This is a genomic window from Brucella sp. MAB-22, from assembly GCF_025908475.1.
Taxonomy (GTDB): domain Bacteria; phylum Pseudomonadota; class Alphaproteobacteria; order Rhizobiales; family Rhizobiaceae; genus Brucella; species Brucella anthropi.
Genome location: NZ_CP109781.1, coordinates 1,141,674 through 1,165,391, shown reverse-complemented (window position 1 = coordinate 1,165,391; position 23,718 = coordinate 1,141,674). Strand labels below are relative to the sequence as shown.

The following is a 23,718-nucleotide window of genomic DNA, read 5'->3' as shown; positions in this document are numbered from 1 at the left end:
CTCGCGAGCGCCGGCAACCTGGCGCCCTTGCTGTCTACTCAGATTAGCCGCGGAACAGCGACAGGATGTTCTGGTTCGACGAGTTGGCAATCGACAGAGCCTGAACGCCGAGCTGCTGCTGAACCTGAAGAGCCGACAGACGTGCCGATTCCTTGTTCATGTCAGCGTCAACGAGCTGGCCAACGCCCTTTTCGATCGAGTCCGAAAGGCTCGAAACGAAATCCTTCTGCATGTCGATGCGTGCCTTTGCGGCACCCAATTCAGCAGCAGAAGTTGCCATCGAGCCGAGAGCGGCTTCAATGTCGGTCAGGAGGTTGTCGAATGCCGCGCCTTCGGTCCCAGTCACGTCCGTAGCGTCATAATCCGTAACGCCGGTCAGATCAGCGACATTGATGTCGAGGATCGACTTGGCAGATGCACCGCCGTTCTTGTCGAGAACGCCGGCAGCCGTGCCGGTGCCGGAATCGATAAGGCGCGTCGTGGAGTAATTCACCGAAATCGTGCCGGTCGTTACCTTGCCCGAAGCATCACGGTTGTAAGAGGTGATGACGTTGAGCGAATTGCTTTCAGCTACTGCCGGGGTGGCAGCAGGATCAGCGGTGTCCTTCGACGAATCCGAGGTCAGCAGGTTGGAACCGGCATAGTTGGCGCCGGAAACATTGTCCTTGAGCTGAGCAACATAGGTTGCGATTTCGCTCTGAATCTTGGCGCGATCTTCCGCACCAGAAGTCTTCGCAAGAAGAACCTTCTGCTTGATCTGGTCAACAACTTCGATGGCCTTGTTCATGGCCGTATAAGCTGTGTCAACCTTGCCAGCACCGAGGCCGAGCGAATCCTGCACAACCGAGTTGGCTTTGTTATCCGAACGCATGGTCGTTGCGATGGACCAGTAAGCAGCGTTGTCGGATGCACCGGCAACCTTGAGACCGGTCGAGATACGGTTCTGGGTTGATTCCAGTGCCTTGTTGGTCGAAGAAAGCGTCTGGAGAGCGGTCAGAGCCGACGAATTTGTAAGAATGCTAGCCATAGTTTTTTGCCCCTTGGGAAAAACAATCTGAGGGACAGGCCGGATTTTTATATTACCGGCATGGTGGAGCGGCATCATGCCTGTTGCCGCGTAACGCGCGGAAACCCACCATGAGGATCGTCGTAAGCTCGAAATATTAAGAGATTACTAAATAATCCGCTCAAATTTTAATTGAGGTTTTCTTTTTCATCAAGTGGGTTCCTGACAGATCGACGCGACCCACCGGTCCAAACTTATCCCCACTCCATATGTTCGCCTTATGTTCCACAAGTGTTAACTAATGGAAGGAAGATCATGCTTCGTTTTTCAATTCTGGCTGTTTCGCTCGTCGCCGCTTCAGCTGCATTGGCCGACAATCAGATCACAGTGAACTGGATCAACAATGCGGGCAAGTCCATCAATTATACACAAGGCGCCTGTAATCCCGACGGAAAGTGTACACGACCATCGACAATTGCGAATGGTGCAACCGGCGTCCTCACACACAAGGCAGAAGATGATACTTATCTACGTTCGATGATTGCGAGGTACCGCTATTCCGATAACACCGTTTATAAGTCGTGTCAGTTGACGGTTTATGCTGAAGGGCCAAGCTTCACCAATCCTGCACCTGGATGCAAGGCGTCGGGCTATAGTCGGCATTTCATCAAGTCCGACGGTACCGGCAGCAGCCCCACCTGTACTCTTGTGGCCGAAGAGGTCAATCATGACACCTGCGACTATAAGCTGACAGTCCGCATCAACAACTGAACTTTCGGAACGAGCTGCGGTGTGTCAGCTCGTTCCAGTCTCTACGAAAAGGATCGTATGAGGCTTCCGACCAGAATATTCCAGCCGTCGATCAGCACGAAGAACAGAATCTTGAACGGCAGCGAGATCACCGTCGGCGGCAGCATCATCATACCCATCGACATGGTGAGCGTCGCCACGACGAGGTCGATCACCAGAAATGGCAGCACGATCAGGAAGCCGATTTCAAAACCACGCCGCAGTTCCGAGATCATGAAGGCTGGAACCAGCACGCGGAAATCGACGATACCGTCATCGCCGGTGCGGAACGATGGATCAGCGAGATCTTCAAAGAGCCGCAGGTCCTTGTCACGCACCTGCCCCATCATGAATTCACGGAAAGGCTGCGAAATTTCTTCGAATGCAGCTTCCTGCGTGATTTCGTTGCGCATCAAGGGTTGCACGCCATTGTTCCAGGCCCGGTCGAAGGCGGGCGCCATGACATAGAAGGTCATGAACAGGGCAAGCGAAATCATCACCATGCTGGCCGGCGCGGTCTGGAGACCAAGCCCTGAACGCAGCAGCGAAAACGCGATGGCAAAGCGCGTGAAGCTCGTCACCATAATGAGCAGGCCCGGCGCGATGGAAAGCACCGTCAGGAGCCCGAACAACTGCACGATCTGGCCGCTGGCAGCACCGCCACCCGCTGGCAACAGATTGTCGAGCGTGAGCGGCTGCTGTGCCTGTGCGGAGACGGTGAGAGCAAGCGTCAGGATGAGGCCGAGGCCAAGGAGTTTTTTCATTCTACGACCAGTGCCGAAATAAAGACCCGGTCGACCGCGCCTTCCGAACGCAGGCGCGCGCGTTCTTCCAAATCGGAACGCAGATAGGCAAGCCCTGCCGCGCCCTGCAATTGCATGAGGTTGACACTGCGCAGGAAGCTCAGGAAATCATCGCCAACGCTTGCCGCCACCGCCGCCGGAATTTCATGGCCCGGCTTTGCCACCAGCGAGGCTTCGAGACGCACCCAGGTGTTCTGCGGAATGCCGAGATTGGTGATGATCGGCTGCAGGGGCACGACAGTGCCGATGGAACGCGATTCGAAGTCGCCCTGCTTCGGCTTGTCTTCCTTGCCGGAAGGTTTGGCCGATGCCAGCTGATCGGCGGAAATCATGCCGCCCAGATACCAGCCGCCACCGCCCGCGATGACGGTCAGAACCGCGACAGCCGCCAGCAGCCCCGTCAGGGAGCCTTTCGCCTTACCGTCTTTTTCCGTTGCCGTCGTGTCACTCATGCTCAGCGCCCTAGAACGGAGAAACCTGATCGAGAATCTGCTGGCCGTAAGGCGGCTGCTGAATCTCGCTCAGACGTCCGCGGCCACCATAGGAAATGCGGGCTTCGGCAATCTTGTCGTAGGAAATCGTGTTATTGCCGGAAATATCGCGCGGACGCACGACACCGGCGACATTCAGCACGCGCAGCTCATTGTTGACGCGCACTTCCTGCGACCCGCGGATGATCATGTTTCCATTGGGCAGTGTATCGGTGACGATGGCAGCAACCTGCAGGCGGATATCTTCACTGCGCTCGATGGTGCCCTTACCCTTCGACTTGCTGTCGGAATGGGTGTTGAGCGAAGCATCCATGTCGCCGCCGGCACCGGCACCCGTGCTGCTGCTCGTGGCAAACGAACCACCGGCACCGTAAATGCCCTTCGACACACGCTCGCGATCCGTCTTGTTATCGAGATTGGCGCGATCGTTGATTGAAATGATGACGGTCAGGACATCACCCGGCGTCGCCGCACGCGGATCCTTGAAGAAATTGGTCGAACGCTGGTCCCAGAGCGAATAGGTCGCCTTGCTCGGACGCGCCGGATAGCCGTTGAACTGCGGATTGTTCTGAATACCAAGATGGGCCGCAACCGGGGACAGATCGGGTGCCCGACCGATTTCCTCCGGCTTGGTGGCACAACCGGCCAGAAGAACCAGTACTGCTGCTGTAAGGGTTGCTTTGTTCATGCTGTTTTTCATTGAACCGTATTCCCGGACTGCGCCGCGGCGCGCTGATCCCTGCCCGACTGATCCTTCACAGCCTGCGGTGCAGTCGTCGTGCGCTGCGAACCGACGATGACGCGTGCCAGCTTGGCGGCCTTTTCCGGCGGCATTTCATTGAGGATGATACTGGATACGCGCGGGTTGAGCTTGAGGATCAGGGCTGCCGCCGCTTCGTCGCCAATCAGCGCCATCTGCGCCGCCGCTGCATCAGGCTTCATTTTCGAGATGATGTCGACCAGCGAATCCTGCGCCTTGCTGACAAACTCGTCGCGGCGCTTCAGCCACATTTCATATTCCCGGCGCTTTTCCTCAAGCGCACGCATCCGTTCCTCGACATCGGCCTTCAGCTCGGTCAATTGCTTGGCCTGCAGCGCGTAGCGGGCGTCCGCCGCCTGATCGTCGATATTGCCGCAGAACTTGCGGATTTCATCGAGGTTGCCAAGCGGCGGCGAAGAAGCAAGCTGCTGTGCCGCCGATGCCTCCACCGGTGCTTGAGCTGGCGTCACCGCCTGCTGCGCCAATGCCGGAGCGGAGGCAGCCAGAAGCAGCGCCACTGCCGAACCATACCGGATCATTTTATGAGCCATGGTCATTGCACCACCAGTTCCGCATGAAGCGCGCCGGATGTCTTGATAGCTTGCAATATTGCGATGATGCCGGTCGGCTTCACGCCGATCTGGTTCAGGCCCTTCACCAGATTTTCAAGATTTGCGCCGGTCAGAATGCCAATCTTGGCGTTCTGCTGGTTAACGGCGATATCGGTGTTCGGTTCGACAGCCGTTACACCATCGCTGAACGGCTCTGGCTGAACGACCATCGGGGTTTCTGTTACACGAACCGTCAAGCTGCCATGGCTGATCGCCACTTTGGAGATACGCACCTTCTCGCCGATGACGACAGTTCCTGTCCGTTCGTCAACCACCACACGCGCCACTTCGTCAGTCGTGATCGGCAGGCCTTCAAGCTCTGCGAGGAAACGTGCGGCAGGCACGTTCTTCGGACGCGACAGGCGGATCGTCTTGGCGTCGCGCGCAATAGCGACACCGCGACCATAACGGCGCTTGGCGAAGACATTGATCGTGTCGGCAGCGCGCACGGCAGTGGTGAAATCAGGATCGCGCAGCTCGACGATCATTTCGGTTTCCTTGCCGAAATTACCCGCCACTTCGCGTTCGACCAGCGCGCCATTGGGGATGCGACCGGAAGTCGGCACACCCTGCGTCACGCTTGCGGCTTCACCTTCCGCCGCAAAGCCGGACACGATCATGTTGCCCTGTGCAACGGCATAAATCTGATTGTCGGCACCCATGAGCTGGGTCATGACCAGTGTGCCGCCCTGCAGCGACGTCGCATCGCCGAGCGACGATACCGTCACATCGATGCGCGAACCGGCACCGGCAAAGGCGGGCAGGTTCGCTGTCACGATGACCGCAGCCGTGTTTTTCGAGCGGGTGGAGTTGCGCGGCGCGCTGATGCCGAGATTATCCAGCATGGCGCGCATGGACTGTTCGGTGAACGGCGAATTGCGCAGGCTGTCCCCGGTGCCCTTGAGGCCGATGACAAGACCATAGCCCACAAGCTGGTTTTCACGCACGCCCTGAATGGTGGCGATATCCTTCAGGCGCGCAACCGCGCTTCCCCGGCCAAGTTCGGCATAGGCCATTTTCGACGGATCGCCACCCGAGCCAAGCCAATCGGCATCGGCATCCACTGCGGAACCGAATTCCCGCGCATTCTTCGACGACTCGTCCGCAAATCCTGCAACAGGCTGAAAAACGAGCGCCAGGACGGCGAACAAAGTAGCAATCTGGGCGGCGCAAGTCTTTCTCACTGCATCCCCACCTGAATGCGCCCATTGGCCAGCACCGTACCTGACACGATGATGCCGCTGTCGACGTTACGAACCTTGATGAAATCGCCAGCCGCACCGGATTCGAGCGGTGTGCCCATGGCGGTTATGGTCAGCGTACCGGCGGTAAAGACCAGCGGTGCCGGAACACCGCGTGTAACCAGAGACGGCTCCCCCAATGCGGAAACGAGGATCGGCTTGCCGGGGAGCAGCGTCTTGCGCGCCACCTTGCCTGCCGCCTGATCCGGGGATAGCACATATTGGGTCGCCGCCGGCGCATTGATGAAGAACTGCTTCTCCAGCAATGCCGTATCGCTTACGATCTGGCCGGGATAGACGGTGGCCGAAGGCACCACAAAGGCGATGCGGTCTGCCGCACGTGCGCCAGCCATTGCGGCAAGCAGGAAGCCACCGGCAAGAACCAGCCTTTTCTTTTGAAAGATCGCCTTCACACAGCCCATCGCCATCACCGTCAGCGCAAGTTCTTCGATACGGTTGCCGCCATTTCGTCGGCAGCCTGAATAACCTTGGAGTTCATTTCATAGGCACGCTGCGCCGTGATGAGATCGGTGATTTCCTTCACCGGATCGACATTCGACGCTTCGAGATAGCCCTGCTTGATCGAGCCGTAGCCCGGATCGCCTGGCACGCCGACCAGCGGACCGCCGGATGCTTCCGTCTCGCGATAGAGATTACCGCCGAGCGGCTCCAGACCCGCTTCATTGGTGAAGTTGGCGAGGGTCAGCTGGCCGAGATCGACCTGATTGACCTGATCCTGCAGCTTGGCGAAAACCTGTCCCGTATCGGTGATCGTCACTTCAACGGCGTCTGGCGGAATGGTGATCGCCGGTTCGACAGGATTGCCATCGAGCGTCACAAGCTGGCCATCGGCATTCTTGTTGAACGCGCCAGCGCGCGCATAAAGCGTCTCGCCGGTCGGGCTCTGAATCTGAAACCAGCCCTTGCCGGTCAAAGCCAGATCGAATGGATTGCCGGTCTGGTTGAAACTGCCCTGCATATGGAGATTGCGCACCGCTGCCGTCTGCACGCCAAGGCCAACCAGAGCGCCTTCCGGCACGATGGACTGGTTAGCCTGATTGGGCACGCCTGCCGTACGCTCGGACTGATAAAGAAGATCGGAAAATTCCGCACGCGCGCGCTTGAAGCCCGTTGTGTTGATATTGGCGATGTTGTTGGCAATCACTTCCAGATTGAGCTGCTGGGCGTTCATGCCGGTGGCGGCGATCGTCAGGGCTTTCATGGCTTATTTATCCTTGGCTACCGCAAATCAGATGGGCATACGGCTGATTTCGAGATAGGCCTGCACGATCTTGTCGCGGATCGCGATGGCCGTCTGAAGCGACTGTTCGGCTTCCATGACGGAGCTGACCACATCGCGCACCGGCGCATCGCCCTTGATGCCCTGAATGGACGTCGCTTCAGCCGTCTGCAGCTTCTGGCCGACGGAATCCGTCATCTGCGACAGGACTTCGCCGAACGAGGCACCCGGAGCTGCCGGAACAGCCTGCGGCGCGGAAGTGGAACCCACGCCCTTTTCGGCTACGGTTTCCGAGAGGCGCGACAGGGCATTGCGCGCCGAAATGCTCATGATCGAGTCGTACATTATGTGCTCCTCAAGAGATCGATGGTCATGGAGATCAGCTCACGGGCTTGTTTCACGACCTGCAAATTGGCTTCATAGGAACGATTGGCTTCGCGCATGTCCGCCATTTCGACGACCATGTTGACATTGGGGTAACGGACATAGCCGCGCTCATCCGCTGCGGGATGGCTCGGCTCGTATTGCTCGATAAAGGGCGATGTGTCCTTGCCGACTTCGGCAATGCGAACTTCGGCGGCTCCTGTGCCCTGTTCCAGCTCGGTGCGGAAGGACACCGTCTTGCGGCGATAGGGATCGGCGTCGGCAGTCTCGGCGGTGGACTGCGCATTGGCGATGTTTTCGGAAACGATGCGCAGACGCGTCGATTGGGCCGAAAGGCCCGACGCTGCGATCTTCAATGTGCTTTGCAAGGCATCGGAAGACATAACTACCCCTTCGCGACCGAAAGCATCATGCGATGGAACGCTTTGACGATGCTTGTGTTGAGCGAATATTCGCGGGCGATCTCACCGGCCTTCATCATTTCCTGTTCGACATCGACCGTATTGCCGGAATGGGTCTGCTCGGTGATGTCGTCCGGCCGCAGGCGCGCACCGGCGATCCCGTCGGCCCCGGATTCCAGATGCAGAGGGCTGGTGGCAGCCATGGTAAGCTGAGTCTTGTCCAGCACATCCGCGAAAGGCTGCACGTCCCGCGCCCGGAAATCCGGCGTGTTCGCATTAGCGACATTGCCCGCAACAGTGGCTTGTCTCACCGACAACCACTGCGCCTGCCTTGCAGCCAGATCGAAAAGATGAATGGAGCTCATGGAGTTTCCCGCCTTTACAGTTGATTAACTTAAAGGCCGGAACTTGCGTCAAGCTTGCGGGAGGATAGGGCAGGAGGGCCTTATTGCCTTCCCCCTCACCTCCGCATCTCAATCACATCGCCCGACGATGTCGTGAGCTGCCAGGTGCCTGCACCGCGACCGATTGAAACGAGGTGACTGCCATCGGGCAGCAACGAGCCTTTTTCGACGAACCAGTAGCCGGACGTATCCTCGATCATCGCCATGCCGCCAACGACTTCGCGCAGCGCGAAAACCGGCTTCGGAAACGCCTGCCCATCCCCGCTTCCATCGCCGCCATTGCCCATGCCGGTGCCCGGAAGCCCCTTGCCGTTCGACATGACCGAGCCTGTCATCGTGTTGTCCACATCGGCATTCGGCGCAACCTGCTCCGATGGTCGGAAGGACGGAAAACGACGCACCGTTTTCTGTTCCGAACGGTCCAGCGGATCGATGATCTTGCGCTCGGCCTTCTCGGGCGAACCCAGATCGACGCGCTGAAGATAGGTGACGAAAGGCAGCATCGCACTTCCGGCGGCGAGTGTGATGGCCGCGATCTTGAGGTAGCGATCCACCTTGCTCTGCGGCTTCTTCATGCCTTCCTGTCGTGCAGCGGCCTCGACCTCCGCCGTCAGATCTGCAAGGAGTTTCTCTTCCTTTGTCTTCCGAAAGCCCGTCATCATGCGTGTTGCGCCTGTCTGTCGCCGCGCAGTGCTGCGGCAAGGTCATTATAGGGATCGTCCGATAGGCCGGTCTCCGGCGATTGCTGCAAGGCGTCGTAAATGCGCGGCACAAGATCGACCGCCTGGTCCAGAAGGCCGTCATGGCCTTTCTGGTACGCCCCGATGGCACGCAGGTCACGCGTTTCCTCAAAACGGGCAACCATGCCCCGCAATTGGCTGACCAGCTTGCGTTGTTCCGGCGTCCAATTGTGCTTTGCAAGGCGCGAAACCGAACCCGGAATATCGACCGCCGGAAAGCGTCCCTGCGCTGCAATCGCCCGGTCAAGCACGATGTGGCCGTCCAGCGTGCCGCGGATCGTGTCGGAAACCGGATCATTGTGATCGTCGCCGTCGACCAGTACCGAATAGATGCCGGTGATGCTGCCGCCCGCTTCCGTGATACCGGGCCCTGCGCGCTCCAGAAGACGTGGCAATTGGCTGAAGACGCTTGGCGGATAGCCACGCGAAACCGGCGGTTCCTCAGCGGCAATCGCCACTTCACGCGCTGCATGGGCAAAGCGCGTGACGGAGTCGACGATCAGCAGGACATTCTGGCCGAGATCGCGAAAATATTCGGCAATGGCCGTCGCCGTATTGGGCGCGAGGCGGCGCATCATCGGGCTTTCATCGCCCGTTGCAACCACGGTTATCGTTTTGTCCAGGTGACCTGCCATGGTCTCTTCCAGCATCTCGCGCACTTCGCGTCCGCGCTCGCCGGTCAAAGCCAGCACCACCGTGTCGAAATCCGCCGCACGCGTCATCATCGCAAGCAGCGTCGATTTGCCGACACCCGATCCTGCAAAGATGCCGATACGCTGGCCGAAGCAAAGCGGCGTGAAAATGTCGATGACATTGACGCCTGTACGCAAGCCGCGATCCACCCGCCCGCGGCGCAAGGCAGCCGGTGCAAGGCTCTCGGATGCCATTGGCCGGGTACCGGGCTGCAACGCGCCCTTCCCGTCAACCGCCTCGCCCAGCGCATTGATGACACGTCCGCGCCATTCGAGTGCCGGGCGGATGCGCATCGGCCCTTCCTCGAAAACCGCAGCGCCAAGCGACGGAATGATGCGGTCATCGAAGGGTTTGACCAGCACCTGCGTGTCAGCCACCCGAATGATTTCGGCAAGGCTCTGGCCGCCTTGCGCGTGGATCGCCACCGCATCGCCCAAATGCGCATCACGCGAAAGCCCGCGCACGGCAATCGCCGAGCGTGACACGTCGCTCACCGTTCCGCCGATACCGGTGAGCGGCTTTGGCGCCACCGATTGCTGACGGGCAAAAGCGGCCAGACGGGAGAGCGGCAGATCAGGCGTCATCCGTTTCTGGAGCCCAGGGTCTTGATGGCTTCAGAGACGGTGCTTTCCTGCTGCGACAAGAGATTGTTGACCTGCTCGAAGGCGCGGCTCACGCTGATGAGGCGGGTCATCTCCGTCATGGCATCAACATTCGATCCCTCGATCATGCCCTGCACGACGCCCACGCTGTTGTCGTCGGCCACCGGCTGGGCAGGCTTGTTCGGGATCACGCCGGATGTGCCTGCATAGGTCAGGTCGGCATCGGCCGGGATAGTGTAAAGACCGATGGCACCGATCTGTGCTCCGTTCTGGTAGATTGCGCCGTCGCTTGAAATCTTCGGTGCGCCGCCGCCGGGATTGAGTACGATGGGGGCACCGCCGACATCGAGAACCGGATGGCCGGTGATGGAAACGAGATCGCCCGTCGGCAGCATGTTCATGCGCCCGTCACGCGTATAAATCTGCCCCTGCGGTGTCGAGACCGACATCCAGACATCGCCCTTGACCGCAACATCCAGCGGATTGTCGGTCTTGATCATAGGGCCTGCTTCGGTACGGATGAAGCTCTTGCCCGCCGTAGCGAAACTCACATCGTCGCTGGCCTTGTTCGAAACGATGGTATCGAACTTGGTGCCCTCGCCCCGGAAACCGACCGTTGAGACATTGGCGACATTATGAGCAATGGCATCCATCCGCCGTTCCAGCGTGATGAGCGACGAAAGCCCGACATAAATCGAATTATTCTGCATCGCCTAACGCCCGCCCGGCTTGAAGTTCTGCAAGGTGCTGAGAATATCCATCGAAATGCCGACGGACGAGGTTCCGCCCAGAAGCAGGGACGCAATCGACGCCGGGCTGCTCGCCGTTGGATTGTTCATCTCATACATGGCGGTAAAGCGCGAAATGAGCTTCGATACGTAATCGGGATCGGACATCTTGGTGAAGTCGATCTTGTCCTCGATCATCTTCGCCTGCTTGTCGACATCAGCGTTGGATATGCTGGATGGCCAGCCGAAGGTCGTCTGGATCATCGACACCAGCGCCTTGTCGCCAAGGATTTCGTAGGCATTGGTGATCGTCGGCGCCTTGCGTGCGAAATAGAGTGCCAGCCGCACGCCTTCGTTCTGGCTTCCGGCTTCCGTTTCCAGCGTCTGACGAAGATATTTGTCCACGACGCCTTGTTGGGCCGCCGTGCTCTCGGTCGCCTCCGCACCCTTGCCTGCAAAATCGAAGACCGTCGCAAATTCCTTGTAGCGCTTGTCGGTCAGCTTGTTTGCCATGGCATCGTCGCTTGTGATGCCTTCGGTCAAAATCTTGCGGACAAACGCCTTGGCGAAGGCCATGTCTTCCAGACCGAACGCCTTCATCGCGTAATTATAAAGGCGGCTATCGGCCATGAAATCATCGATGGATTTCACCTTGCCGATATTCTCCTTGTAGTAGGCGGTTTCCCGCTCCACCAATGGTTCCTTCGAAACACGCTGCAACGACCGCGACATATCCGCCGCGATCAGGCGATAACTCGTCATCGTATCGACCATGCGCATGACCCCCTTCCGGTATTTCGATCCTTTATGAAAGACCAAGCTTGTCCGAAGCTGGCTTCCGCCCGTGCCAGTTGGCAAGCTTCGCGCAAGCCGCGATCCATAAGGTGCAATGAACGAACTTGTACGCGGGAGTCTCGAGCTTTGGGCATTATCGTCGGTCTTGTCATCACACTGGGTTGTATGCTGGGCGGCTTTATCGCCATGGGCGGACATGTCAGCGTGCTCATTCAGCCCTGGGAATTCGTCATCATTCTGGGTGCGGCACTCGGGACCTTCTTCATCGCCAACCCTTTCTCGCTCGTGAAAGACACGGGCCGCGCCTGCATGGAAGCATTCAGCAATGCGGTTCCAAAGCAGCGCGACTATCTCGACGTTCTGGGCGTGCTCTACAGCCTGATGCGCGAGCTGCGCGCCAAGTCGCGCAACGAAGTGGAAGTGCATATCGACAACCCGAAGGAATCGTCGATTTTTCAGGCCTATCCGAGCGTATTGAAGAAAGAAGACCTCACCCATTTCATCTGCGACTATTGCCGCCTCATCATCGTGGGCAATGTGCGCTCGCATGAAATCGAGGCGCTGATGGACGAGGAAATCCACACCATCGCCCGCGACAAGCTCAAGCCCTACCACGCCATGGTCAGCATTTCCGAAGCCCTTCCGGCACTCGGCATCGTTGCCGCTGTTCTCGGCGTCATCAAAGCCATGGGCGCGCTGGACCAGTCGCCGGAAGTGCTGGGCCATCTGATCGGTGCCGCCCTTGTCGGCACCTTTGCCGGCATCTTCTTCTCTTACGGCGTGGTCGGCCCGATCGCAGCCAAGATCAAATCGACCCGCGAAAAGAACAATCGCCTCTACATCGTCGTGAAGCAGACGCTTCTCGCCTATATGAACGGCTCCCTGCCGCAGATCGCCGTGGAATATGGCCGCAAGACCATCTCCGCCTATGATCGCCCGACCATCGATGTGGTCGAGCAGGAAACCATGGCGAGCGCGCCGACCCAGCAGGCAGCGTAAGATGACTACCCCCGACACAGCCACATTGGGGCAAAACCGCAAAAGCGATGTTCTGGCCGAGAACCTGCTGCGTGCAGCGGGTCTTTCAGGCGACGACCTGAAGTCGCTTGCCCATGTGTTCAAGGATGCCTCGACCCATTTCTGTGACCGGCTGAAACATGGCTGCGCTGCCGCATTCGACGTTGAAGCAGGCCAGGTGGAAAGCACTGACGATGCTGCCTTTGCCGATATTCTCGACAAGGCTGCGATCATCGCACCTTTGAAGGCCGAGCGTTGGGGCAGCACACTTTATCTCACCGCCGATGCGACGCTCGTTTTCTCCGTGATCGAAGCCATGTATGGCGCACAGGGCCATGTCGGCTCTGTCGATGAGGACCGGCCTTTCGGCATGCTGGAACAGAAGATTTCCGCTCTTCTTGCCGGTCATCTCGCCAGTTCTCTCGATCAGGTTTTTGCCGCAAACGGACAGGCGCTTTTTACCGCCGGTGAATGCACCGACACAGCCGAATTCGACCGTGAGAATTTCGAGCGCTCGCGCCTTTTCGCCTGCCGCATCGATGTTACTGCCGCAGGCAAAACCGGGCAGGTTCATCTGCTGCTGCCGCGCAGCACGCACAAGCCGATGCAGGATGCCGTGGCAGCCTTTTTGCGCCGTCCGATGAACCAGACCGATCCGAGCTGGGCGAAGAAGATGCGGCAGGAAGTCAGCCGTGCCCGCATCGAACTCGAAGCTTTCATCCAGCAGGGGTCGATGACGCTGGACGCCTTGTCGATGCTCGAAATCGGTCAGGTTCTCAAACTGCCTGTCGATGCCATGAAGCAAGTGCGCCTGCGCGCCGGCGATCAGCAGCTTTTCAAGTGCACGCTCGGCAAATCGGGCATTCATTTCACAGTCAAGGTCGGCGACCCGGTCAATCAGGAAGAGGATTTCATCGATGAGCTTGTTGCTGGCTAACGTGCTTTCCACATTGATGGCTCTTGCCTCGCTTGCTGCGCTCATCGTGGTTGGCCGCAAAGCCAACGAGACGATCAAGCTTGGCAAGCTGCTGGCGCTGCGCGTTGCAGCCGCCTCCAACGGTTTGGAGCGCGCCGTCAAGGCGATCCAGAGCGAACGCACCGACCTGACGGACGAAAACAACAAGCTCGAAGCCCGTCTTGCCGAAACGCAGCGCGTGCGCCGCGAAATGGAAGAAGCCATCGAAGAACTGAACAGGCTGCGCAAGGCCCTGACCCGCGACATCCGCCATGCGCGCAACGTCGCTGACAGCTCGCCGCGCACCGAAGACAAGATCGCCACTGCCACCGAACAATCGCTCCCGAAGGAAAAGAACGCGCTGCCGGTTTTCGTGCATCGCGCGGTTCGTAAAGCTACCGTCGAACTTGCGGGGCAGGCATGAGCGCTGACAACAAGGACAAGAACATGCAGCAGGAACTGGACGAAGCCATTGAGGAACTGCGCGAGGAAAAGCCGCGCGGCACGCAGAAGGGCGCATCCAAACCCAATCTCGAACTCATCATGGGCATCCCTGTCGATGTTCAGGTTGTTCTTGGCGGCACGACCATGCCAGTTGCCAATCTGATGAAGCTTGGTCGCGGTGCGGTCATCACCCTCGACAAGCAGATCGGCGATCCGGTCGATATCGTGGTCAATGGCCGCGTCATCGCCCGTGGCGAAGTGATCGTCCTTGAAGACGATTCCTCGCGCTTCGGTGTCAGCCTCACCGAAATCATCGGCAAGTAACGGACGTGACCATGGCCGACAATGAACAGCAAGCCCTCGCGGAAGACCTTGAAGGCGGCGCTACCGGCCTCGTCGATACGCTGACCGGCCCGCAAAAGGCGGCAGCGATCCTCGTTGCCATCGGACGCCCCGCTGCCTCACGTCTTCTGAAGCATTTCAATGCCGAGGACCTGCGCAAGCTTGCCGGTCATGCCCGTACGCTGGAACCGATTTCTCCGCTCGACTTCGAACAGCTGGTCAAGCAGTTCGAGGATTCCTTTGCCGAAGGCGCGCCAGTTTCAGAAGCCGCCCAACGGTTCGAAGGTCTCTTGCGGGAAGCTCTGCCGCAGGAAGAAGTCGATGCAGTTCTGGAAGACCGCGTTCAGCCGCAGCTCGTTCAGGAATCGGTTTGGGTGCAGCTTGGGCGCCTGCCGGTTGATAACCTGCAGGCCTATCTGACCGACCAGCATCCGCAGATCATCGCCTATATCGTGTCGAAGCTGCCATCCGACCTCGCAGCCCGGCTGTTCGTCGTCTTGCCGCCTCAGCTGCGCAATGCCGTCGTGCAGCGCTCGCTTCATATTGGCAATGTGGCACCGGCGGCTGCGGAACTTCTCGAAGACGTGCTGCGGCGCGATCTTCTCGGTCGCAGCGATTCCGGTCCGGTCAAGGCGCATCACGGCCAGATCGCCAACATCTTCAACCAGCTCGACAGAAGCGAGATGGAAGAACTGATGGCGAGCCTGGAAGATCTCAACCGCGACGATCTCAACCGCATCAAGGCCAAGCTCTTCACCTTCGAAGACATCGAGCGCCTGTCGCAGCGCGCGCGCCTGCTGCTCTTCGATGAAGTGCAGACGGAACAGATCGCAACCGCACTTCGTGGAGCAGACACAAGGCTTCAGGAGCTCGTTCTCTCGTCGCTCTCGACCCGTGGTCGCCGCATGGTGGAAACCGAGCTTGGCGCCGAGCAGGGCAACATAACCGCGCAGAACATTGCCGATGCGCGCCGCACGATAGCCCGTATCGCCATCGATCTTTCCGAGCGCGGTATCATCACCCTCGACGCAAGCGAAGCTTCGTCCTGATCCTGTGTGACCCATGGCAGATGATGCTGACAAGGAAAGCAAAACAGAAGAAGCCACCGAGCAGAAGATCCGCGACGCCTTGGAAAAGGGCAATATGCCCTTCTCCCGCGAAACGCCGATCCTCGCCGGTATTGCTTCCTTTCTGATTATCGCGGTCTTTGTCGCAGGGCCTGCCACCACGAAGCTCGCCGTCTTCCTGCGCGAACTAATCGACCGCCCCGAGGACTGGCTCCTCAACAGCGCGGAAGATGCAAGCCGCTTGTTCGGCGTGCTGGCGCTGGCAGTCGGTGCAGCCCTGGTGCCGGTGTTCATCATCATTCCGCTTGCCGGTATTGCAGCCTCCGCATTCCAGAATGCGCCGCGCTTCGTTGGCGAACGCATCCGCCCGCAGGCATCCCGCATATCTCCGCTTAAAGGCTGGCAGCGGATTTTCGGGCGCGCCGGTCAGGTGGAATTCCTCAAATCGCTGGCGAAATTTCTGGCGGCAAGTGTCATCGTCTTTGTCGTCTTCTTCAACGGCAACAGTCTTTTCACAGATGCGGTCGCTTCCGACCCGAGCGCCTTGCCGGAGTTTCTGCGCGAGAACATGGTGCGCCTGCTCGTCGCCAATGTTCTGGCCATTACCGCAATTGCGGCATTCGACCTTGCCTGGTCACGCATTCACTGGCGGCAGGAACTGCGCATGACGCGACAGGAAGTCAAAGACGAACTGAAGCAGTCGGAAGGCGACCCGCTGGTCAAATCGCGCCTGCGTTCGCTTGGCCGCGACCGTGCGCGCCGCCGCATGATCAACACCGTTCCGACGGCAACGCTGATCGTCGCAAATCCGACTCATTTTTCCGTAGCACTGCGCTACAAGCCCGATCAGGATGCAGCCCCGATCGTTGTAGCAAAGGGACAGGATCTCATAGCACTGAAGATAAGAGAGATTGCAGCGCAGCATTCCATCCCGATATTCGAGGACGTTCCGCTGGCGCGCGCGCTCTATAAACAGGTCAATGTCGACCAGATGATCGCGCCCGAATTCTACAAGGCTGTTGCCGAGCTTATCCGGGTGATCAATGCACGGCACGCGATACATTGATGAATAGCCATGATTTTTATATATTTCAGAACAGTGACAGCCTGTTCCCCCAGATCGGCGGTGAAACCATGAAGAGCCTGCAATTCTCGAACGAGCGCGAGGCGATTATTGCCCAGAACCTGGTTGAGGTCGCAACCGATCTTCGTCTGGTCGATCCGGCGGATTACATTGCTTTCATACGCTGCGAGCTTTTTGCCAATATCGCCGATATCGTCAGTTCAGCTACCGAGCTTTATTTCTTTCCCGGCACGCTGGAACTCGGCCATGGCGGCGAATATCTCTGCGACTGGCAGTCGGCTCCAGCCATCGTGCTCGACATGGAATTCCGCAATCAGGGCGTCTATGCCTATTTCCGCCTGACGCTGACCGACAAGACCGCCGGAGTAGAGCTGAACCATATCGCCTTCGAAGATGCGGATGAAGACCCAGCCAAAAATACGGCAAGGCTTGCCAACGCATTCGACGCTGCCCGTCTGCCGCTCAGAAAAAGAGCCTGAAGCATTTCCAGCAAAAGTGCGAAGCGGTTTTGCGCGAGGCAGATGTGGCGAGAAGAATAAACAAACACCGGATGTCTCAGCATCCGGTGTCGTTATAATCAGGTCTTTATACTGCGGCTGAACTACACCAGATGGTGAACTTCCGGCATTTCGATGATGCCGAGCGACAGCGCCGTCGCGACAGCCGACGTGCGGTTGGAACAGTTGAGTTTGATCTTCGCATTCTGGAGATAGGTAACGACGGTCCAGCGCGCGATACTCAGGATTTCCGCAATCTCTCCATCCGTCTTGCCGTTCGCGGCCCAACGCAGGCAATCGACTTCACGCGGGGTGAGAAGGCTTGCGACCGTCGCAACATCCTTGCAGCCGCACAGGGCTGAATGAATGATCCCGGACAGGCTCAGCAGGCGCGGGCGAAGCTTGGCCACAAATTGCTCGCGATCCTCGTCGGGGCTCATCTCGAACATGAACAAGGTGCATCCCACAGCACCTTTCTGGCTCCGGGCTGACACGGCGACGAAGATGTTGCCCAGTCCGTGCTTTTCCGCATCCTGCAGCAGTTCAGCAATGGACGGGCACTCATTGGCATCTTCCTGAAGATCGCGAACTATACCGCTGGCATCATTCTGGAAATAAGGCGCGTCTTCCTGAAAGATCGGATCGATGACGAAATAATTCTTGGTGGAATAACGCGCAGTCCAGGAGGTCGGCACGGTCATCACGACTGTCAGATCGGAAGAAGTGGTTTTCGTGCAGTCACCCATGCGCCCGCGATAGGTATGCATGATGTGGCGGCAACCGATCTCATCGCGAATTCGCGTCAGGAGAGCAAGGGTGTCGCTTTGGAAGGCCGTTCCAAAGAAGGTCTTTTTGAAATTCGGAAAATGAATGAGATCGAGTGTCATTTTTACAATATCCTTGGTACGCAAGTCCGAGGGTTACTTTGTTGCCGTCTTGAAATATCAGCGAATCGTGTCCCTAGAACTTTTCAATCGTTTATAAGTGACATAAAAAATGTAGTCTCTGGCAACCCGCAATTAATGGATTGCAATCCTTTACACACAAGAACAGTGCGTAAATTATGGCCCTCAAGCAAAATTTATTGATTGAGCGAAAAATAAAATTTTCTAAATCGATTTGTAAAAATCAACTGTTCTCTTTTTGAACACTTCGCTGCTCCGTGCCATAGGCACGGTAGAAAAAGTCGATGGCGAGCTCAACGTTTTTACGAATCGTTTCCGCCGATGGCGGCTCCGGCAAAACGCCAAACAGGCGAGGCCGATAGAGGCCAGACAGGAACAAATCAGAGAGCTGATAGGCCATTTTCTCGGGATCGAAAGGCTCCAGTTCGCCATTCTTAATCATATCATCGAGATACTCGGCCATGAGAACGAGGCTGCGCTTCGGTCCGCGCTCGTAGAAGCGGGCTGCAAGCTCGGGCTTGCGCTCGCTGACACCCAGAACAATGCGCTGCGCGCGCACTGCCGTCGGCGAGGTTATCAGCGTGACCAGCGCCACGCCGAAGTCGGTCAACTGCTGGCGCGAATTAAAACCCTTGTCGAGTTTTTCGATCAGTTCACGAAACATTGTATCGCGGTAATGCTCGCATAGTGCGACGAACAGATCTTCCTTGCTGTTGAAGTAAACGTAGATCGTTCCCTTCGACACGCCAGCCTCGCGCGTGATGTCGTTCATGCTGGCTGCGTCAAACCCCATGCGCAGGAACACATCCTGAGCGCCTTCAAGGATTTGGCGGCGTTTTGCAGGGTCCTGACCGGCGCCGAGCCGCGTGCGACCGCATTCCGTTTCGGAGCAGGACGATTTGCTGTTTCCGGGTCGGCCGACACCTTTTTCATCATGCCGGTTCCGGTCATGCATCATCGTATCCGGTGTTCCTTTGGTGTTGCGATCAGGCTTCATTCTTCGAGACTCTTAACTTTTTTCGAACCAAGCGGTTCGATATCCTCTTGATATGCGCATCTTATTGATCTATGTCAACATCGAACCGAACGGTTCAATCCGAAGGATGTGCAGAAAGTTTCCCCTATGTCCGCCCCGAAGTCCGTTGATAAGGCCGATATTCATCCGTTCCCCAACGCCAAGAACTTCGCCTCGGCAACCCAGCCAGCGACAAGTGAGGCGCCTCTGAACGAGAGATCGCAGCCCCATACCGTACCGACCCCGCAGGAAGCCGCCCCAAAGGAAACTGCCAAAGAACCTGCAAAGAAAAAGGGCTTCGGCAAACGTGTCCTTCTTCCCGGCATTCTGACGGTCGCGGTCGCCGGAGGCCTCTGGTTTGCCTATGACTGGTGGACAGTCGGACGTTTCATGGTTTCAACCGACGACGCTTATGTGCAGGGCGATATTGCGTCCATCGCGCCGAAGGTTACGGGCTATATCGAAAACATCCCGGTGGTCGCGAACCAGCAGGTCAAGGCTGGCGACGTCATCTTCCAGCTTGACGCGGGTGATTACCAGATCGCGCTCGATGAAGCAGAAGCCAAGCTCGCAACCCAGAAGCAGACCCTCATCCGCATCAAGGCTGAGACCGATGCTGCGCAGGCCATTCTTCTGCAGGCCAATGCCGACAAGCAGGCCGCAACAGCAGTCCTGACCAATGCGCAAAACACGATTGCACGCGTGCAGAAGCTGCACGAAACGCGTTTCGTCGCGCAGGCTGATCTCGATACGGCGCAGTCCTCACTGGACCAGGCACGCGCCAAGGTCGCTGGCGGCGATGCGCAGGTCGCTTCCGCCAAGGCCAATATCGAAGTGCTCAACGCTCAATATAGCGAAGCCGACAGCACGATGAAATCGCTGGAACTTGCCCGCGATAAAGCCGCGCGCGATCTTTCCTTCACGTCGCTGCGCGCGCCGTTCGACGGTGTGATCGGTAATCTTGCTGGCAAGAAGGGTGATCTCGTTTCGCCGGGCCAGAAAATCGCGGCACTTGTTCCGGTCAATGAGCTTTATATCGACGCGAACTTCAAGGAAACGCAGCTCGCAAAGATCAGGACCGGTGAAACCGCGCATATCTATGTCGATGCAATCGACGGCACGAAATTCGACGGCAAGGTCGCGTCCATCGCCCCGGCCTCGGGTGCAGTGTTCTCGCTGCTGCCTCCGGAAAATGCAACCGGCAACTTCACCAAGATCGTGCAGCGCGTTCCTGTTCGCATCATGATCCCGAAGGAAGCGCTCGAATCCGGCAAGATTCGCGCGGGCCTGAGTGTCGTGGTTGATATCGATACGCGTACGGCACCCGACGAAAAAGCCGACTGATCGAAATCGGCAGATCCTATTGAAGTAACACATGGCGGCGCGGCGAAACGGATTTCGCGCCGCCTTTCTCTTCCATTCCGGAGTGCGCCGTCATGGCCGCAGATACGACAATGGGGCCAGTAGCCCCGGCGGATGACCGCATCGACCCGAAGAAGGCCGTAGCCTTTCTGGCCATGGTGTTCGGCATGTTCATGGCGATCCTGGACATCCAGATCGTCTCGGCATCGCTTGCTGAAATTCAGGCGGGTCTGAGTGCCAGTTCCGACGAAATATCCTGGGTTCAGACATCCTACCTGATTGCCGAAGTCATCATGATTCCGCTGTCGGGCTTCCTCGGACGCCTGATGTCGACGCGCGTTCTCTTCACCCTTTCGGCGGCAGGCTTTACCCTCGCAAGTATGCTCTGTGCGACAGCGACGAACATCGAGCAGATGATCGTCTACCGCGCCATTCAGGGCTTCATCGGCGGCGGCATGATCCCCAGCGTGTTCGCGGCTGCCTTCACCATCTTCCCGCCTTCCAAGCGCTCGATCGTCTCGCCGATGATTGGCCTTGTGGCAACGCTTGCGCCTACCATCGGCCCCACGGTAGGCGGCTATCTGAGCCACGCCTTCTCCTGGCACTGGCTGTTTCTGGTCAATGTCGGTCCTGGCATTCTGGTCACCATCGCCGCATGGAACCTCATCGACTTCGACGAAGGCGACAGTTCGCTCCTCAGTAAGTTCGACTGGTGGGGCCTAGCCGGCATGGCAGCTTTCCTCGGCTCGATGGAATATGTGCTTGAAGAAGGCCCGCGTAACGACTGGCTGCAGGATGAAGCCATCTTCATTCTGACCGGCGTCATGATCATCGGTGGTATTCTCTTCTTCTTCCGGGCCTTCACGGCTGAAGAACCCATTGTGGACTTGCGCGCCTTCAAGAACATCAACTTTGCCTTTGGCTCACTGTTTTCGTTCGTGATGGGCGTCGGCCTCTATGGTCTTACCTATCTTTATCCACTCTATCTCAGCAGCATACGCGGCTACGATGCCCTGATGATTGGGGAAGCGCTGTTCGTCAGCGGCCTTGCCATGTTCTTCACCGCGCCATTGGCAGGCTTCCTGTCAAACCGCATGGACCCGCGTCTGATGATGATGATCGGCTTCCTCGGCTTTGCGGCAGGCACATGGATGGTGACCGGCCTCACCGCAGACTGGGATTTCTACGAACTGCTGCTACCGCAGATCCTGCGTGGTTGTTCGCTGATGCTTTGCATGGTGCCGATCAACAATCTGGCGCTCGGCACGCTTCCGCCTGCCCTGCTGAAAAATGCGTCGGGTCTTTTCAACCTGACCCGTAATCTGGGTGGCGCTGTTGGCCTTGCCGTGATCAACACGATTCTGACCCGTCGCGGTGACATGCACTATGAGCGTCTGGCGGAGCATGTTCGCTGGGGCAATGCCGAAGCGGAGAAAATGATCGCCAGTCTGACAGCCAAATACAATGCGGCTGGCATGGACGGCGCAACAATCGCCATTGCCAAGCTTTCCGGCATTGTGCGCCAGCAGGCTACCCTGCTCTCCTTCATCGATGTGTTCTTCATTCTCACAATGATGTTCTGCTCGCTTGCTGTCTGCGCCGTGATGCTGCGCAAACCGAAGCAGGTCGCCGGTGGTGGTGGAGGGCATTAAACCTTCCACCTCACAACTTCATACGAAACCCGCAAGGGTTCATTCAACTTTCGGAAGTTTTCGTTTATCCCCGATATCCGACATTGATGCCGCGCTGGGACAAACCCTTGTCGCGCAGGGAAAAGCCTCTCGCAGAATTGTGACAGCGGTGAATTTGCTGTCACATTTCCTGTCATAAAAATGCTGCTCCCGCTAACGGATGAATTGCTAAGTCCCTGAAAACGTGTTTCACTTTCCACCGCTGACAGTTTGTGACAATCCATAAACTGTCATCCAACCGTCATGTAGGGCGGGTATCGGGAATGCGCGAGCACCGGAATCGACCGGGGGCGTTCGCCGGACCTTAAACAGGGGAGTCAAACAATGCTTGCTTACACAGCGCGTCTGCTGTCGCTTTCGACGGCAATCGCCGTTGCCGGGGTTTCCATCGCCGCTGCTGAACCGTCAGCCGAACTGATCGCCGCTGCCAAGGCAGAAGGCGAACTGACCACCATCGCACTCCCGCATGACTGGTGCGGCTATGGCGAAATCATCAAGAGCTTCAAGGACAAGTACGGCCTCAAGGTCAACGAACTGAACCCGGACGCCGGTTCGGGCGATGAAATCGAAGCCATCAAGGCCAACAAGGACAACAAGGGCCCGCAGGCTCCTGACGTCATCGACGTCGGCTTCGCCTTCGGCGCATCGGCCAAGAAGGACGGCCTCATCCAGCCTTACAAGGTTGCAACATGGGACGAAATTCCGGACAGCGCCAAGGATGCTGAAGGCTACTGGTACGGCGATTATTACGGCGTTCTGGCCTTCGAAGTGAACAAGGACATCGTCAAGGACATCCCGCAGGATTGGGAAGACCTTCTCAAGAGCGACTATGCCAACTCTGTTGCGCTTGCAGGCGATCCGCGCGTTTCCGCACAGGCCATCCTCGGCGTTCATGCCGCCGGTATCGCCCGTGGCGGTGAACCGGGCGAAGCTGCAGGCAAGAAGGGCCTTGAATTCTACAAGGAACTGAATGCCAACGGCAACTTCGTTCCGGTCATCGGCAAGGCTGCCTCGCTGGCACAGGGTTCGACCCCGATCGTCGTCCGTTGGGACTATAACGCTCTCGCCGATCGCGACACGCTCAAGGGCAACCCGGAAATCGAAACCGTCATTCCGAAGTCGGGCGTCATCGCTGGCGTGTATGTTCAGGCAATCAGCGCCTACGCACCGCATCCGAACGCTGCGAAGCTGTGGATGGAACACATCTATTCGGATGAAGGCCAGCTCGGCTATCTGAAGGGCTACTGCCACCCGATCCGCTTCAATGCAATGGCGAAGGCTGGCAAGATCCCGCAGGAACTGCTCGACAAGCTGCCGCCGGCAGAAGCCTATGAAAAGGCTATCTTCCCGACCCTGGAACAGATTGAGGCCGCACAGACCACGATCACCAAGGAATGGGACAGCGTCGTGGGCGCAAACGTCCAGTAAGGACCTGTAAGCGCCAAGTACACACTTGTCGCATCGAACACATATCGCGTCGGCCTTAGAGCGCATCCCGAAAAGTGTGAAACGGTTTTCGGAAAAGATGCACGGTGCAGAACAAAAGTTGAGATACATTGATCTGGTTTATTCAGATCGGCGTATCTCAACGGTCGGCGCGATATCAAAGCGGCTTTCATCTGAGCCGCCGGTCCTCTTTTCCAAACAGCGT

General features: G+C 57.8%; 28 protein-coding genes. 11 read left to right on the top strand and 17 right to left on the bottom strand.

The window, feature by feature from the left end; all coding sequences use genetic code 11:
- Positions 1-43: 43 nt before the first annotated feature.
- Positions 44-1,027: a flagellin gene (locus OHI65_RS05205; RefSeq protein WP_125301751.1), complete on the bottom strand. Its 984-nt coding sequence runs from the start codon at positions 1,025-1,027 to the stop codon at positions 44-46.
- A 294-nt stretch (positions 1,028-1,321) separates the two neighbouring features.
- Between OHI65_RS05205 and OHI65_RS05200 the strand changes: the two genes are divergently transcribed.
- Positions 1,322-1,777, top strand: coding sequence for a hypothetical protein (locus tag OHI65_RS05200; RefSeq protein WP_040128573.1), 456 nt, complete (start codon positions 1,322-1,324; stop codon positions 1,775-1,777).
- A 41-nt stretch (positions 1,778-1,818) separates the two neighbouring features.
- On the opposite strand, the gene fliP is transcribed toward OHI65_RS05200, so the two are convergent.
- From fliP to OHI65_RS05130, 14 genes are all read right to left on the bottom strand, one after another.
- Positions 1,819-2,559, bottom strand: a complete 741-nt coding sequence (fliP, locus tag OHI65_RS05195; protein ID WP_125301754.1) for a flagellar type III secretion system pore protein FliP — start codon at positions 2,557-2,559, stop codon at positions 1,819-1,821.
- Positions 2,556-3,050, bottom strand: a complete 495-nt coding sequence (locus OHI65_RS05190; RefSeq protein WP_125301758.1) for a flagellar basal body-associated FliL family protein — start codon at positions 3,048-3,050, stop codon at positions 2,556-2,558. The genes fliP and OHI65_RS05190 overlap by 4 nt, the downstream gene beginning before the upstream one ends.
- Before the next feature lie 10 nt (positions 3,051-3,060).
- Positions 3,061-3,789, bottom strand: a complete 729-nt coding sequence (flgH, locus tag OHI65_RS05185; RefSeq protein ID WP_094515875.1) for a flagellar basal body L-ring protein FlgH — start codon at positions 3,787-3,789, stop codon at positions 3,061-3,063.
- On the bottom strand, positions 3,786-4,406 hold the full coding sequence (locus OHI65_RS05180) for a MotE family protein (RefSeq protein WP_012093511.1): 621 nt from the start codon (positions 4,404-4,406) through the stop codon (positions 3,786-3,788). Before OHI65_RS05180 ends, flgH begins: the two co-directional genes overlap by 4 nt.
- Positions 4,403-5,644 carry a flagellar basal body P-ring protein FlgI gene (locus OHI65_RS05175; RefSeq protein WP_012093512.1) on the bottom strand — a complete coding sequence of 414 codons (1,242 nt, stop codon included), beginning with the start codon at positions 5,642-5,644 and terminating at the stop codon, positions 4,403-4,405. Before OHI65_RS05175 ends, OHI65_RS05180 begins: the two co-directional genes overlap by 4 nt.
- Positions 5,641-6,123: a flagellar basal body P-ring formation chaperone FlgA gene (gene flgA, locus OHI65_RS05170; protein ID WP_125301834.1), complete on the bottom strand. Its 483-nt coding sequence runs from the start codon at positions 6,121-6,123 to the stop codon at positions 5,641-5,643. Before flgA ends, OHI65_RS05175 begins: the two co-directional genes overlap by 4 nt.
- 11 nt (positions 6,124-6,134) lie before the next feature.
- Positions 6,135-6,923, bottom strand: coding sequence for a flagellar basal-body rod protein FlgG (flgG, locus tag OHI65_RS05165; RefSeq protein ID WP_010660730.1), 789 nt, complete (start codon positions 6,921-6,923; stop codon positions 6,135-6,137).
- A 27-nt stretch (positions 6,924-6,950) separates the two neighbouring features.
- A complete protein-coding gene (locus OHI65_RS05160; protein WP_010660729.1) occupies positions 6,951-7,286 on the bottom strand; it encodes a flagellar hook-basal body complex protein FliE in 336 nt (111 codons plus the stop codon).
- A complete protein-coding gene (gene flgC, locus OHI65_RS05155; RefSeq protein ID WP_012093515.1) occupies positions 7,286-7,708 on the bottom strand; it encodes a flagellar basal body rod protein FlgC in 423 nt (140 codons plus the stop codon). Before flgC ends, OHI65_RS05160 begins: the two co-directional genes overlap by 1 nt.
- A 2-nt stretch (positions 7,709-7,710) precedes the next feature.
- Positions 7,711-8,091, bottom strand: a complete 381-nt coding sequence (gene flgB / locus OHI65_RS05150) for a flagellar basal body rod protein FlgB (protein WP_010660727.1) — start codon at positions 8,089-8,091, stop codon at positions 7,711-7,713.
- 95 nt (positions 8,092-8,186) lie between these two features.
- Positions 8,187-8,792, bottom strand: a complete 606-nt coding sequence (locus tag OHI65_RS05145; RefSeq protein ID WP_012093517.1) for a hypothetical protein — start codon at positions 8,790-8,792, stop codon at positions 8,187-8,189.
- Positions 8,789-10,147, bottom strand: coding sequence for a flagellar protein export ATPase FliI (fliI, locus tag OHI65_RS05140; protein WP_012093518.1), 1,359 nt, complete (start codon positions 10,145-10,147; stop codon positions 8,789-8,791). Before fliI ends, OHI65_RS05145 begins: the two co-directional genes overlap by 4 nt.
- Positions 10,144-10,875, bottom strand: a complete 732-nt coding sequence (gene flgF, locus OHI65_RS05135) for a flagellar basal-body rod protein FlgF (RefSeq protein WP_012093519.1) — start codon at positions 10,873-10,875, stop codon at positions 10,144-10,146. The genes fliI and flgF overlap by 4 nt, the downstream gene beginning before the upstream one ends.
- A 3-nt stretch (positions 10,876-10,878) precedes the next feature.
- A complete protein-coding gene (locus tag OHI65_RS05130; protein ID WP_125301837.1) occupies positions 10,879-11,667 on the bottom strand; it encodes a DUF1217 domain-containing protein in 789 nt (262 codons plus the stop codon).
- A 147-nt stretch (positions 11,668-11,814) separates the two neighbouring features.
- Between OHI65_RS05130 and motA the strand changes: the two genes are divergently transcribed.
- From motA to OHI65_RS05095, 7 genes are all read left to right on the top strand, one after another.
- A complete protein-coding gene (gene motA, locus OHI65_RS05125; RefSeq protein ID WP_010660722.1) occupies positions 11,815-12,687 on the top strand; it encodes a flagellar motor stator protein MotA in 873 nt (290 codons plus the stop codon).
- A gap of 1 nt (position 12,688) precedes the next feature.
- Positions 12,689-13,642, top strand: a complete 954-nt coding sequence (locus OHI65_RS05120; protein WP_012093521.1) for a FliM/FliN family flagellar motor switch protein — start codon at positions 12,689-12,691, stop codon at positions 13,640-13,642.
- Positions 13,623-14,084: a BAB2_0123 family type IV secretion system effector gene (locus OHI65_RS05115; RefSeq protein WP_012093522.1), complete on the top strand. Its 462-nt coding sequence runs from the start codon at positions 13,623-13,625 to the stop codon at positions 14,082-14,084. Before OHI65_RS05120 ends, OHI65_RS05115 begins: the two co-directional genes overlap by 20 nt.
- Entirely contained in the window at positions 14,081-14,428 is a 348-nt protein-coding gene (fliN, locus tag OHI65_RS05110) for a flagellar motor switch protein FliN (protein ID WP_012093523.1), read from the top strand. Before OHI65_RS05115 ends, fliN begins: the two co-directional genes overlap by 4 nt.
- 11 nt (positions 14,429-14,439) lie before the next feature.
- Complete coding sequence (locus OHI65_RS05105; RefSeq protein WP_010660718.1) at positions 14,440-15,495, top strand: flagellar motor switch protein FliG; 1,056 nt, start codon at positions 14,440-14,442, stop codon at positions 15,493-15,495.
- A 13-nt stretch (positions 15,496-15,508) separates the two neighbouring features.
- Complete coding sequence (gene flhB / locus OHI65_RS05100; protein ID WP_010660717.1) at positions 15,509-16,579, top strand: flagellar biosynthesis protein FlhB; 1,071 nt, start codon at positions 15,509-15,511, stop codon at positions 16,577-16,579.
- Positions 16,580-16,647: 68 nt separating this feature from the next.
- A complete protein-coding gene (locus OHI65_RS05095) occupies positions 16,648-17,076 on the top strand; it encodes a hypothetical protein (RefSeq protein ID WP_012093524.1) in 429 nt (142 codons plus the stop codon).
- Between the two features lie 122 nt (positions 17,077-17,198).
- Here OHI65_RS05095 and OHI65_RS05090 read toward each other — a convergent pair whose 3' ends face one another.
- Both OHI65_RS05090 and OHI65_RS05085 read right to left on the bottom strand, forming a co-directional pair.
- Positions 17,199-17,981: a helix-turn-helix transcriptional regulator gene (locus OHI65_RS05090; protein WP_010660715.1), complete on the bottom strand. Its 783-nt coding sequence runs from the start codon at positions 17,979-17,981 to the stop codon at positions 17,199-17,201.
- Between the two features lie 241 nt (positions 17,982-18,222).
- Positions 18,223-18,996, bottom strand: a complete 774-nt coding sequence (locus OHI65_RS05085) for a TetR/AcrR family transcriptional regulator (RefSeq protein ID WP_029929827.1) — start codon at positions 18,994-18,996, stop codon at positions 18,223-18,225.
- 126 nt (positions 18,997-19,122) lie between these two features.
- Between OHI65_RS05085 and OHI65_RS05080 the strand changes: the two genes are divergently transcribed.
- From OHI65_RS05080 to OHI65_RS05070, 3 genes are all read left to right on the top strand, one after another.
- Positions 19,123-20,358 carry an HlyD family secretion protein gene (locus OHI65_RS05080; RefSeq protein WP_012093526.1) on the top strand — a complete coding sequence of 412 codons (1,236 nt, stop codon included), beginning with the start codon at positions 19,123-19,125 and terminating at the stop codon, positions 20,356-20,358.
- Positions 20,359-20,450: 92 nt separating this feature from the next.
- Positions 20,451-22,028, top strand: coding sequence for a DHA2 family efflux MFS transporter permease subunit (locus OHI65_RS05075; RefSeq protein ID WP_125301764.1), 1,578 nt, complete (start codon positions 20,451-20,453; stop codon positions 22,026-22,028).
- A 363-nt stretch (positions 22,029-22,391) separates the two neighbouring features.
- The gene (locus OHI65_RS05070) at positions 22,392-23,495 is read left to right on the top strand and encodes an ABC transporter substrate-binding protein (RefSeq protein WP_010660711.1); all 1,104 of its coding nucleotides are present in this window, start codon (positions 22,392-22,394) and stop codon (positions 23,493-23,495) included.
- The last annotated feature ends 223 nt before the right edge of the window (positions 23,496-23,718 follow it).